General features: G+C 64.3%; 15 protein-coding genes. 8 read left to right on the top strand and 7 right to left on the bottom strand.

Features of this window, described 5'->3' with window-relative positions:
- The 7 genes from KA184_20750 to KA184_20720 all read right to left on the bottom strand — a co-directional run.
- On the bottom strand, positions 1–371 hold a 371-nt coding region (locus KA184_20750; GenBank protein ID MBP8132017.1), incomplete at its 3' end, for a glycosyltransferase family 2 protein.
- Between the two features lie 188 nt (positions 372–559).
- Positions 560–754, bottom strand: a complete 195-nt coding sequence (locus tag KA184_20745; protein MBP8132016.1) for a hypothetical protein — start codon at positions 752–754, stop codon at positions 560–562.
- Between the two features lie 217 nt (positions 755–971).
- Positions 972–2,225 carry an aspartate aminotransferase family protein gene (locus tag KA184_20740; protein MBP8132015.1) on the bottom strand — a complete coding sequence of 418 codons (1,254 nt, stop codon included), beginning with the start codon at positions 2,223–2,225 and terminating at the stop codon, positions 972–974.
- A gap of 74 nt (positions 2,226–2,299) precedes the next feature.
- Positions 2,300–2,713 carry an Rrf2 family transcriptional regulator gene (locus tag KA184_20735; GenBank protein MBP8132014.1) on the bottom strand — a complete coding sequence of 138 codons (414 nt, stop codon included), beginning with the start codon at positions 2,711–2,713 and terminating at the stop codon, positions 2,300–2,302.
- Between the two features lie 120 nt (positions 2,714–2,833).
- Entirely contained in the window at positions 2,834–3,925 is a 1,092-nt protein-coding gene (gene mltG, locus KA184_20730; GenBank protein MBP8132013.1) for an endolytic transglycosylase MltG, read from the bottom strand.
- On the bottom strand, positions 3,922–4,389 hold the full coding sequence (gene ruvX / locus KA184_20725; protein ID MBP8132012.1) for a Holliday junction resolvase RuvX: 468 nt from the start codon (positions 4,387–4,389) through the stop codon (positions 3,922–3,924). The genes mltG and ruvX overlap by 4 nt, the downstream gene beginning before the upstream one ends.
- A gap of 250 nt (positions 4,390–4,639) precedes the next feature.
- Positions 4,640–5,836: an NTP transferase domain-containing protein gene (locus KA184_20720; GenBank protein ID MBP8132011.1), complete on the bottom strand. Its 1,197-nt coding sequence runs from the start codon at positions 5,834–5,836 to the stop codon at positions 4,640–4,642.
- Positions 5,837–6,022: 186 nt separating this feature from the next.
- Here KA184_20720 and KA184_20715 point away from each other — a divergent pair, with 186 nt between their 5' ends.
- From KA184_20715 to KA184_20680, 8 genes are all read left to right on the top strand, one after another.
- A complete protein-coding gene (locus KA184_20715) occupies positions 6,023–7,183 on the top strand; it encodes an acyl-CoA dehydrogenase family protein (GenBank protein MBP8132010.1) in 1,161 nt (386 codons plus the stop codon).
- The gene (locus KA184_20710) at positions 7,183–7,644 is read left to right on the top strand and encodes a dehydratase (protein ID MBP8132009.1); all 462 of its coding nucleotides are present in this window, start codon (positions 7,183–7,185) and stop codon (positions 7,642–7,644) included. The genes KA184_20715 and KA184_20710 overlap by 1 nt, the downstream gene beginning before the upstream one ends.
- The gene (locus tag KA184_20705; GenBank protein MBP8132008.1) at positions 7,641–8,246 is read left to right on the top strand and encodes a hypothetical protein; all 606 of its coding nucleotides are present in this window, start codon (positions 7,641–7,643) and stop codon (positions 8,244–8,246) included. The genes KA184_20710 and KA184_20705 overlap by 4 nt, the downstream gene beginning before the upstream one ends.
- Positions 8,247–8,355: 109 nt before the next feature.
- Positions 8,356–9,429 carry a thiolase family protein gene (locus tag KA184_20700; protein MBP8132007.1) on the top strand — a complete coding sequence of 358 codons (1,074 nt, stop codon included), beginning with the start codon at positions 8,356–8,358 and terminating at the stop codon, positions 9,427–9,429.
- Between the two features lie 16 nt (positions 9,430–9,445).
- Positions 9,446–10,642 (top strand): thiolase family protein, encoded by a 1,197-nt coding sequence (locus tag KA184_20695; GenBank protein ID MBP8132006.1) that lies wholly within the window; start codon positions 9,446–9,448, stop codon positions 10,640–10,642.
- Positions 10,635–11,108 (top strand): OB-fold domain-containing protein, encoded by a 474-nt coding sequence (locus tag KA184_20690; protein MBP8132005.1) that lies wholly within the window; start codon positions 10,635–10,637, stop codon positions 11,106–11,108. Before KA184_20695 ends, KA184_20690 begins: the two co-directional genes overlap by 8 nt.
- An 11-nt stretch (positions 11,109–11,119) precedes the next feature.
- Positions 11,120–11,578: a Zn-ribbon domain-containing OB-fold protein gene (locus KA184_20685; protein MBP8132004.1), complete on the top strand. Its 459-nt coding sequence runs from the start codon at positions 11,120–11,122 to the stop codon at positions 11,576–11,578.
- Between the two features lie 211 nt (positions 11,579–11,789).
- Positions 11,790–12,002: hypothetical protein (locus tag KA184_20680; GenBank protein MBP8132003.1), on the top strand; the 213-nt coding region annotated here is incomplete at its 3' end.

Here is a 12,002-nt window from a genome sequence, read left to right as displayed (position 1 = left end):
GGGTCGTGCCGGTCGGCCTTCCAGCCGCAGACGACGTCGTATCCTTCGTCGAGTTTCGCGAGGAGGCGGGGGATTTCCTCCGGGTCGTCCTGCAGGTCCGCGTCCATGGTGATGAGGACGTCGCCTTCGGCACATGCGATGCCCGCGGCCAGCGCGCGCGTCTTGCCGTAGTTCCTGCGCAGCTTGAGCAGGCCTACACGCGGGTCTCGCTCGTGGAGGGACCGCAAAACATCATATGAGCCGTCGGCGCTGCCATCATCGACGAATAGTATCTGGTACTCGTGCGGCGAAGCGTGACGGGCAATGCCCGCGGCCAGCGGTTCGAGGGTTTCGCGCTCGTTAAAAACGGGTATGACAAAGGCCAGCCTCATTGTAATGCGCGCCTCTTCGCCGCGTTGTAGCGGCAACAGGCGTGATATCTGGGCTGAAATGGATTCATCCCCCTCACCCGGCCGCGGACTGCTGCTTCCATGCGCGGAAATGTACTACGTGCGCCCGCGCGAGTTCCACCGGGGCGGCGATGCGGCCTCGTGGCATGCGGCGGCGGAGAATACGCGATTTACCGGATATCGGCTTCGAACCACTTGAGCACGGCCATGACGCCCGTGGCCTGCTTGAGCATGGTCGCTTTCAGGCCGTGTTCCCGCAGCTTGGCCTTGGCGTCATGCCGGTCCTTGGCGATGACTACGCCGCCCACGAATGACTTCTCTTCATTGCCCTCGGCTCGAATTGCGTGGTACTCGTAAGTGGCCATATACGCTCTCCCTCGCAATCGCCGACAGCTTCTCCGCGCGTTCGAGGGCCCCCTAACGCCCGGTCGACGCCGCTAATGCCTCGTATTCGCAAGAAGCCATGGCCGGTCCACGTGTTCCTGCCCATATTCGTCGGCACATCTTCGCACGAACCTGAGCAGACTCGCTGATTTCGTCTTGTTACAACATTTCGCGGTCCCGCCGCAAGTCGCATGGAAGTCAGATGCGCGCCCAGCAAGCCTCGATGATCGCAAAGGCCTCGTCGAGTTCCGATTCGGTGATTACCAGCGGCGGGCTGACGCGCAGCACCTTCTGAGCCAGCGGCCCGAGGAAGTGCACGCCGGCGTCCCGGGTGCCGTAATAGGCTTCGAGTACGCAACGGTTGGCCGTTTCGGCGTCGGCAATTTCCACGCCGTAAACCAGACCTTCGCCGCGTACGGCTTTCACGAACGGGAACTTGCCGGTGAGTGCGCGCAACCATTCACCCATGATCGGCGCCATCTTGCGGCAGTTGTCAACGATACGTTCTTCCTCAAAGACATCCAGCACGGCGCAAACGGCGGCGCAGGCGTCCGGGTTGGCGCTGTAGGTATCGGAACCTTCCGCATAGTCCAGTGTGTCTATGAGATCGGCGCGGCCCACGACAGCCGCGGCAGACACGCCATTGGCCAGACCTTTGCCCAGCACGACAAGGTCGGGCTGCACGCCGTAGGTCTGGAATCCGTACATGTTGCCGGTACGCCCATGGCAGGATTGCACCTCGTCGAAGATGAACGCCACGTCCTGCGCCGAGCACCAGTCCTGCAAGAGCCGATGATACCACTTGGGCGGGTGATACGAACCTTTCGCGCCCAGATAGGGCTCCGTGATGAGCAGCGCGATGCGGTTGGGAGACTCGGCGGCGACCGCGGCAAGCTCCTTTTCGACGGCGGCCGGGGTCAGCGTGTCATCCAGCGGGAACGAAAGGAAACGGACGTCAGGGTTGGCGCTTTTCTCGCCGCTGACATCTCCTGCGAGGCCCTTCTTGCCATGGAAGCCTCCGCGTGTCGCCAGCATGACGGGCCGCTCCGGGTGACGATGCAGCGCGCACCACATGGCCTTCTGGATGCCCTCCGAGCCGCTGGCGGCCCAGAGCATCTTCTGGGCCTTGGGATATCCGAAGCTGGCAATGAGCCTGCGCGACGCCTCGATGAGCGGCCGGGTCGTCAGGTTGTACGCGTTGTGCGGCAGGCCCTGCCGGTACGCTTGGTAGCGCGACTCGAAGCCGGGGTGCGCATGGCCGAGATTGGCGACCAATACCCCGGACGCAAAATCTATGAGGCGGCGCCCGTCCACCGTCCAGAGCATGCAGCCCGCTGCCCGTTCCACGACGGCCTGGGTAGGCGTATAGGTGTTCAGGCCGCGGCCAATCACGGCATCCGCTTCGCGGCGCAGACGGTTCCCCTCCGGTTCGTTGGGATGGGTGATACTCATGGCGGTCCTTTCATGGAAAATCAATGCGTTTCCCCCCCCTAGAATAGCGGTTTTCCGGCGGAAACTGCAAGGACCTAGATGAAATACATCTCCGACGCGCCCGCGCCGTCGGCGATTTCGCGCACCGTCGTGCCCTTGAGCGATTCCTCGATGCGCCGCGCGACCCTGCGCCAGGCCGGCCGCAGTTCTTCCGATTGGGTGTCATCGACCGGCAGCGGGTCGAGAATGGGCCCGTCTATGGCCTGCACGATGTCGAGCAGGGTAATCTGCTCGGCGGGCCGGCTCAGCATGTAGCCGCCCTGTGCCCCGCGTACGCTGCGGACTATTCCCGCGCGCTTCAATTGCAGGAGGATATGGACCAGATACTTCTCTGGAATGTGCCTTTTCTCCGCAATGGCCACGGACGTGACCGTGTCTTGAGCTTCGTGGTGCATGGCCAGTTCGATGACGGCCCGGCAGGCGTATTCGCAACGTGATGATATGTTCATGGCGCTCCCAATGCTGACCTCTTCGCTAATTATTAGGAACCGAGTCCGGATTTGTCAACAAGGAATCTGAATGTGAAATTCGCGCAAGACTCGTGTTCTGATGGGCGCAAGGGAGTCAGGTCAGGGCGTTGATTGCGCTTCCAGCGCCCGGCGCTGCACGGAGATATCGCGGCGGAAGCGGGCCACGGCGCGGTTGTGTTCCTCCAGCGTGCTGCTGAAGGTGTGGGTGCGCCCGTCCGCGTTCGACACGAAATACCGGTAAGGCACGTTGGCCGGCTGGAACGCGGCGCGCAGGCTGGCCTCGCCGGGGCTGGCGATGGGTCCGGGCGGCAGACCCGCGTTTTTGTAGGTGTTGTAGGGCGAATCGCTTTCCTTGTCGGCGTCGAGCAGACGCTGCCCGTACTTGTCGAGCGCGTACTGGAGCGTCGCGTCGATTTGCAGGGGCATGCTTGCGTCGAGCCGGTTGTAGATGACCGCCGCGATGACCGGGCGCTCCTGGTCGACCTTGGCCTCTTCCTCGACCAGCGAGGCGACCGTCACAACAGTCAGCGGGTCCACGGCGGGCACGTCGCGCGAGAGGCGGGCGTAAGTCTCCTGGAAATGGCGGAACATGCGCCCGACCAGGTCGGCGGCGGACGGTTCGCGGTCGAAGAAGTAGGTGTCCGGCATGAGGAAACCTTCGAGCGTCGGGACCTGCACGCCGAGTTCCGCGATAAGGTTGGGGTCGCGCGCGGCCTCGAGAAACGCCGCCGGGTCCTCGAACAGCGTGGCCGCCTGTCTTAACGACATGCCCTCGGGGATGGTCACGCGGAACCGGTCCACGTCGAGCGGGCGCGCGGGCCCTTCATACAGCGCGTGCAGCAATTGCAGCGCGCTCAGGCCGTGGGCCAGTTCATAGACGCCGTGCCGGATGGGCGTGTTCGTGCCGTCGCGCTTCAGTGCGATGCGGAAGAAGATCTCATGGTCGATCAAGCCTGCCTGCGCGAGCAGTTCCCCGACCTGCTGGCCCGTCGCGCCTTCCGGCACGGTGAACGTCACCGGCGCGCCCGGGATGCCTGGCTGGGTCGCATGTTCGTATACGATCAGCGCGACAAAGCCGACCCCGACCCCCAGCAGGCCCGCCACGACCCACGCCAGCAGCACGACGCGCACGAGCCACAGATGAAACCGTCCCCGCTTGCGCGGCTCGCGCCCGTCCTTCGCGTCGCTCACGGCTCGTGGTTCCTTCTCGCGGCCGCGGCCTGCGCCGCCAGCCGGTCCAGAAATGTCCGCAGAATATCCGCCGCGGCGACCTTGTCAATCACGCCGCGCCGTTTCCGGCCCCGGACGTCCGCGGCTCGCAGGGCGCGTTCCGCGCCCGCCGTCGAAAACCGCTCGTCCACCGTCTCGACGGGTATATCCAAAGCGGCGCGCAGTTGTTCCACAAACGCCAGCACTTTCTGCGCCTGCGGGCCCGGTTTGCCCTCCCGGTCCAGCGGCACCCCGGCGACCAGGCAGACCGCTTCCGTCGCCGCGACGACCCGCCGCACCGCTTCGATATTTGCCTCGGGCGAACCCATCGCGATGGTGTCGTGGGGCGACGCGATCATGCGCATCGGGTCGCTGACCGCGACGCCGGTGCGCACCTCGCCCACGTCGAGGCCGACGACCCGGCCGTACTCCGGCAACGTGAACATGAGCTCCTTCCGCGCCCTGCCTTGCGGCGCCAGCGCGTACTATAACATTCCTGCCGGGGTGCCGCGCCATGCCGCGATACCCCCCGGTGCGCTTGCCTGCAGCACAGCGTTCAGCCTGTCCGCGATAGACCCCGTGTGCGGGTATCTGAGTGTAAGACGGGCCAAGGAGCCGCACACGGAGGCACGGCGGTCACGAAAAGGAAATGGGGCCGGGCGCGTCCCGTCCGCCGGAGCGAACTCCCTCTCTTGGCTAGGCGATGATATCGCGATCGACAATCTGGCCCGGGCGGGTCGTCGTGTGGGGCCAGAGCTTGCGGCCGGGATAGACCGAGGTGTTAATGCCCGTATGGACATGGTCGCCGAGGATCGCGCCCAGCTTGCGCCGGCCCGTATCCACGAACTGGTCTTTGACGAGCGATTTTTGCGGGGAAGCATCATGCCGCAGGTTTGCGGTGACGGTGCCGCAGCCGAGGTTGGCGCCTTCGCCCAGGATGCTGTCGCCGACGTAGTTGTGGTGCGGCGCTTTTGCGCCGTCCATGAGAATCGAATTCTTGATCTCGCTGGCCTGGCCGACTTTGCAGCCATTGCACAGGGTCGCGCCGGGGCGCAGCCAGCAGTTGGGCCCGACCTCGCAGCGGTCGCCGATGTAGACGGGCCCGTCGATGACCGCGCCGGGCCGGATGACCGTGCCGCGGCCGACGTGTACCACGCCGGAGAGATGCGCGGCCGGGCTGACCTCGCCGTGGTTCTCCGGACGCAGGAAATGTTCGAGCCAGAACGCGTTCGCGTCGAGCAGATTCCACGCGTAAACGATGGGCAGCCAATGACCCTCGGCTCGGACGACGCGGAAGTCCCCGGTTGCGGCCAGTGTCTGCACGGCGGACGTAATCTCGATTTCACCGCGTTCGGACGGCCCGGTCCGGCGCAGCACGTCGAATACCTCTGGCGTGAACCTGTACACGCCTATATTGGCGAGGTTGGAGAAGACTTCCTTCGGTTTCTCGACGAGGCGCACGACGCGGCCATCGCCGCGCACCTCGTAGATGCCATAGGGGCGCGGGTCCTGCACCGTCAGCGCGAGCGCGGCCTGCTCCATCGCCGCGACGCGCGCGAGGTCGCGCCGGTCGTACAGGTCGTCGCCGTTCATGACGAGAAACGGTCCGTCAATGAGGTCCGCGCATTGCAGCACCGCGTGGCCTGTGCCGCGTCGTTCCCGTTGCGAGACATAGGTCAGCGGCATCCCCTCGAACTCGGCGCCGAACCGCTCGCGGATCATGTCTTCGCGGTAACCGACCACGATGACAACGCTCTCCGCCAGCCCCGCCAGCGCGTCGAGTTGATGCGCCAGGATGGGCCGGTTCATGACGGGCAAGAGCGCTTTCGGGCGCGTTAACGTCAGCGGGGCGGTGCGCGTTGATTCGCCCGCTGCCATGATGATCGCTTTCATGCGTGTTCCTTCGACCCCGCGGCGGCGCGCGGCCGCCGTCCCGCGAGAATCTACCATCCTGGCGGCCCGGCCCGCAATGCGAAAACAAGGTCTGCGCGCGTTGACGCCTCCCCACGGGCATGGTAGACTGCCGCCGCCGCGGCCGCACGGGAAACGCCGCACCTTTGGCACTTCAGAGGAGCCAGCATGGATTTTCGCCTCACCGACGAACAATGCGAGATGCAGGCCATGGTGCGCCGGTTCGCCCAGACCGAAATCGCCCCGCTGGCCCGCCAGGTGGACGAGGAAGAACGCTTTCCCGCCGAGACTTTTCGCAAGATGGGCGAACTCGGTCTGCTTGGGTTGCTGGTGCCGGAGCAATACGGCGGCGTCGGCGGCGATGTGCTCACCATGTGCGTGGTCATGGAAGAGATCGCGAGCGCCTGTTCCTCGACGGCGCTGTCCTTCCTTGCCCACGCGACGCTGTGCTGCCACAATTTGGCCTGCAACGGCTCGCACGAACAGAAAGCCAAGTACCTGCCGGACCTCGCGTCGGGCAGGGTGCTCGGTGGCATCGCCATGACGGAACCGGGGGCCGGTTCGGACGCGCTCGGGCTTCAGACGGCCGCCGTGCGCGCGGGCGATGTCTACGTGCTGAACGGCAGCAAGACATTCATTACGAACGCGGCCGTGGCGGGTGTGTTGCTGGTTTATGCGCGCACGGATAAGGAAGCGGGCCCACGCGGCCTGAGCCAGTTCATCATAGACATGGATACGCCGGGGATCACGGTCGGCAAGCCATTCAAGAAGATGGGTATGCGCGGTTCACCGACTTCAGAGGTGTTCTTCGAGGACTGCCGTGTCCCGGCAGCGAACTTGGTCCAGGGCGAGAACCGCGCGTTGGGCATCCTGCTGGGCGGGCTCGATGTTGAGCGGACGGTCGGCGCGTCGATGGGCGTCGGCGGCGCGCGCGCGGCCCTCGACCGCGCCCTCAAATACGCGCAGGAACGCGTCCAGTTCGGTCAGCCGATTATCATGTTCGAGATGGTCGCGGAGAAACTTGCCGACATGGCCATGAACATCGAAGCGGCGCGCCTGCTCACGCACAAGGCCGCGGTCCTGTGCGATCAGGGCGCCCACTGCAGCGCCGAGGCGTCCTACGCGAAACTGTTCGCCACGGAGATGTGCCAGCGGGCGTGCAACGACGCCATCCAGATTCTCGGCGGCTACGGGTATATGCAGGAGTACGAGGTGGAGCGCATGCTGCGCGACGCGCGCGTCGGCACCATCGGCGGCGGCACTTCGGAAATCCAACGGCTCATCATCGTAAGAGAACTGGTCAAGCGAGGCATCGGAGGCATGCGGTAATGAACGCATCGGATGGCATCTATTTTGAAGACTTGCAGGAAGGCGGTGAGGCCGTATCGCCGGCCCGAACCGTCACGGAAGCGGACATCGTCAATTTCGCCGGGCTTTCCGGTGATTTCAACGCACTGCATACGGACGCGGAATTTGGAAAGAATACGCCCTTCGGTCAGCGGATCGCCCATGGCCTGCTGGGACTGTCAATCGCTTCCGGCCTCGTCGCGCGCAATCCCGGCGCGGAACAGCACAAGCTGGTTGCGTTTCTCGGCCTGGCCTGGGACTTCCGGAACCCCGTGTTTATCGGCGACACCATCCGCGTGGTGCAGAAGGTCGCGTCCAAGCGGGCCACGAGCAAGCCGGGGCTTGGCGTGGTCATCTATGACGTCAAGGTGCTTAATCACCGCGACCAGGTATGCCAGGAAGGCCAGTGGAAGGTGATGTACATGATGCGGCAGGTGGGATGAGCGCCGCCGCGCCGCAAGGGCTCAAAGGCGCGCTGCACGCGCATACGACGTGCTCCGATGGGCAGCTTACCCCGGAGGAAGCGCTGCGCGCCTATCACGAGCTGGGTTTTGATTTCGTGGCGCTTACGGACCACGATTTTCTTATGAAGCCGGACGCCTACGCGGCGATTCCCGACGTGTTTGAGGGCATGCTGGTTTACAAGGGGGTCGAGAAGACGATTTTCGTGCGCGGATACGTGCACGTGAATGTGATCCGGGGCCGGGAGGAGACGCTGCAAGTGTTCAATCATCCGGCGGAATACGGCTATACGGTGCCGCAGGTGCTTGAACGCATCGCGCTGGTTGAGCAGAATATGCCGCTGCACGCGATCGAGGTGACCGCAAAAGGCTTTTACACGCCCGAATACGACATCCCGGCCATTGCCCTGCCGAAGGTCGCTTCGGACGACAGCCACACGCTCGAAATGTGCGGGCGCGCCTGGGTCACCGTGGCCGCGGCGCGGGAACATGACGCCATTCTGCGCGCTGTCAAGAGCGGGCGGGTGTCCATACAATACGGCGCCACCGCGCGGCAGCAGACGTGGGCGCATGTCGCCCTGTGACCGCCGTTGCGGGCGCGCAGGGGAACGGAGGACAGGCATTTTGACGAGGCGAGTCGCTATCTGTGCGGTTGCCCAGACAAAGTACGAGGCGGACAAAAGGGATGTCCGCATGCAAGGCATGGTCTGGGAAGTCGTCAAGCAAGTGCGCGAACAAACCGGGCTCGGCTTCGGCGACGGCGGAATCGAGGCGGCGGTGACGGTCTCGAACGACGTGTTTGATGCGCGCACGATCTCGGACAGCGCCGTCACCGACGTGGTCGGGGCTCATTTCGGCTCTGAAGAAAAGGTCGATTCCGACGGCGCGCAGGGTGTCTACTACGCCGTATCGACCCTCTTGTCCGGCAAACACGATATCGTGCTGCTGGCCGGGCACTGCAAGGAATCGCAGGCCAAGAGCCGCAACACGGTAACACACCTGGCATTTGACCCCTTCTTCACGCGGCCCGTCGGCCTGGATTATCTGGCCGCCGCGGCGCTGCAGGCGGACGCCTACCTGCGCAGGAGCGGCGTGACAGAGGAACAACTGGCCGATGTTGTTGTGCGTTCCAGGCAATGGGCGGCGAAAAACCCCGTCGCGCGCGACGCCAACCCGCTGACGCGCGGCCAGGTGCTCGCTTCGCGGATGCTGGCAGACCCCATCCGCGAACTCTTCATGTACCCCGTGACGGATGGGGCCGCCGCAATGGTCCTCGCCTCGGAGGAACGTGCGAGCGAGATCACGGACAAGCCGGTCTGGGTGACGGGACTCGGCAACTGCTACGACAGCTTTTACCTCGGCGAACGCGACTTGGCGGGGAATTTCGCGCTGGAGCGGGCCGCCGCGCGCGCTTACCGCATGGCCGGCGTCCAGGACCCGAAAACCGCGTTCGACGTTGTCGAGTTGTGCGACCAGTATGCCCATCACATGCCCCAGTGGGCCGAAGGCCTCGGCTTGTGCGGCGCGGGATGCGGCGCGGCGTGGCTCGCGGAGCACGGGCCGGACCGCCACAACGTGAACCGCTCCGGAGGCATGCTCGCGGGCAACCCGCTGATGTTGGGCGGCATGGCGCGCGTGGCGGAGGTGGCGCTGCAATTGCGCGGTGATGCCGGTGAACGGCAGGTGGCGGGCGCGCGGCGCGGGCTGGCGCACGGCTGCTGTGGCCCCGCGGGGCAATTGCAGGTCGCGGTCGTGTTGGAAGCGTAGGGAAGGACGAAAGTTCATGAAGCGTAAACGCCGGAACGTCGCGATCATCGGGAGCGGCATGTCCCGCTTCTCCAGTCATCGCGAGGAAGTGAACCAGCCCGAAATGATCCACGAAGCCGTGGTCGAAGCGCTCGACGACGCGGGCGTCACGCTTGATGACGTGGACTGCGTGCTCCATGGCAACATGGAGCTATTCGAGATGGTGCACCAGCCGGACATGTGGCACACGCTCGGCAGCGGCGTGTGGGGCAAATCGGGACTGCGCCTGACCACAGGCGGCACCACCGGCATCACGCTCGCTTGCGCCGCGGACAACCTCGTCGCGTCGGGGCTGCACGACGTTGTGCTCGCCATCGGTTTCGAGAAGCTCCAGGAGGGTCATACGACCGGCGGAATTACGAACATGGCCGACCCGCTCTGGGGGCGCAGCATCCAAACCGGCGCGCTGACCGGCACCACCGCGCAGGCGGTCATCGACGAATTCGGCGAAGACCGCGCGAAATACGCCGCAATGAAGATGCGCACCATCATGGACGAGCACGCCATGCTTAATGAGAAAGCGCACCGGCGTCTCGGGCTCGACCGGAATTTCATCAAGGAAATGGCGGAGAACTCGCCGCCACTGGCAGGCGAGCTGCGCATGCTGCACATGTGTTCGCAGAGCGACGGCGCCTGCGCGGTCCTGTTCGTCGCGGAGTACAAGGTCGACCAGTTCCGCGCCACGCCCGCGTGGATTATCGACCATGAGACGGTCCATCGCGAAGAGACGCTCCTGTTCAGCCAGGAGAAGACGACCATGCGTGTTGCGGCGGAACGGCTCTACAGCCGGAACGGCATCACTGACCCGCGCCGCGACATCGACGTGTTCGAGATGTACGACCCGTCCGCCTGGTGGGGGCTCGACTGGCTGCGCGAATTCCTCCTGCTCGAAGGCGATGAGCACCTGAAAATGGTCGAGAACGACGAAATTCGGCTCGACGGCGCATTTCCGCTGAATCCCTCGGGCGGCGTCCAGGCGAGCAATCCGATCGGCGCGACGGCGCTTGTGCGCGTTGCGGAGGCCGCGATGCAGGTGCGCGGCGCCGCCGGGAGCCACCAGGTCCCGAAACCGGTCCGGCGCGCGTTGGCTTCCGGTTTCGGAGGGACGCTCTGGACGGTGCTCATGCTGCTCGCGAAGGAAAAACCGGCGCCGGGAGAGGTGCGACATGCCTGAAAAAGAGAAACAGGAACTCATTGTCTCGCGGCAGGTGTTAAGCATTCCGCAACGGTTCGCGACAGGCCCGATCATGGGCCGGTTCCTGGCCGAATTGCGGGATAATCGGCGAATCATGGCCGTGCGCGTGCCGGGTGGGCGTTGTCTGCTGCCGCCGCGCGAGGTTGATGCCGTTTCCCATCAGGAAGCCACCGAATGGGTCGAAGTCGGGCCGGGGGGCGTCATCCGCGATGTTGACGTCGTGTATTACGCGAGCCCGGATCCGCTCACTGGCGAGACGCGCGATGTCCCGTACGTGATTTGCTGGGTCGACCTGGACGGCGCAGGCGCGGATTCGCCGCTCTGGCATCTGCTGGACGCGCCGGACCTGGGCAAGGTGCGCCGCGGCGCGCGCGTGCGCGCGGTGTTCAATGAAGAACGGAGTGGTTGTATGGAAGACATTAAACACTTCGAACTCGTTGACTAGGAGAGTATGGAATGACCGGCGAACCCAATGATTGCTTCATTATTGAGGGGCAGATGGCCCTGCCGTACCAGTATTTTGCCGGGGCGGTCGGCAGCCGGTTCCTCCTGGCGCTTCGCGACGGCAAGAAGATTCTCGGAGTGCGCGGCGCCAAGTCCGGCAGGACCGTTGTACCGCCCCGTCAGACCTGCGAACGGACCTTCGAACGTCTGGACCAGGACTGGGTCGAGGTGGGCCCCGAAGGCACGGTCACCGGCTTCACCGTTATCCGGTACCGGGAACCCTACCAGCCCAAAGAACCGCCCTATGTGCTTGCCTTGATTCGTCTGGACGGCGCGGATTCGTGCATTTCGCACCTGTTGAACTGCGGCGACCCCGCCTGTGCTCATGTCGGCATGCGTGTTCGGGCCGTTTTTGCAGAGGAATCCGTGGACAATATCCTGGCCATTCGGCACTTTGAGCCCGTTCCGTGAAAAAGTCTGTTGACACGCGGCATTGACAACGGGCATCGTGATAGTGTATGCCTGTATCCATCAGGGTTTTATGGGAGTTGCCACGTGACCGTGTGGTTCGTGCTTCGCAGTGTTCCTGCGGTGGCGTGGCCATTATGAGTGTATAATGGGTGTTGCAGAACAAACGCTGGGGAATACCCGCGCCAGTGGGTTTAAAATGGAGGCTCTTCTGATGAACTCGCAATCTCGTGCTACCGGGGCATGGCAAAACGGCAGGACGGTCAGGCTGTGTCTGCCTTTGCTCTTTCTCGGGCTACTCGCCGCGTTTCCGGTGTGGGGTCAGATGGTGATGGAGCGTACGGTGACGGGCCTTGACGAGAACGGGTGGTTGATTCCAGGGACGACGAGTCTGTCGTTCACGGTATCGATGTCTTACAGCGGCGAT

It is taken from the genome of Candidatus Hydrogenedentota bacterium, from assembly GCA_018005585.1.
In the GTDB taxonomy this organism is placed as follows: Bacteria; Hydrogenedentota; Hydrogenedentia; order Hydrogenedentales; family JAGMZX01; genus JAGMZX01.
This window is presented reverse-complemented; position numbering and strand designations above follow the sequence as displayed.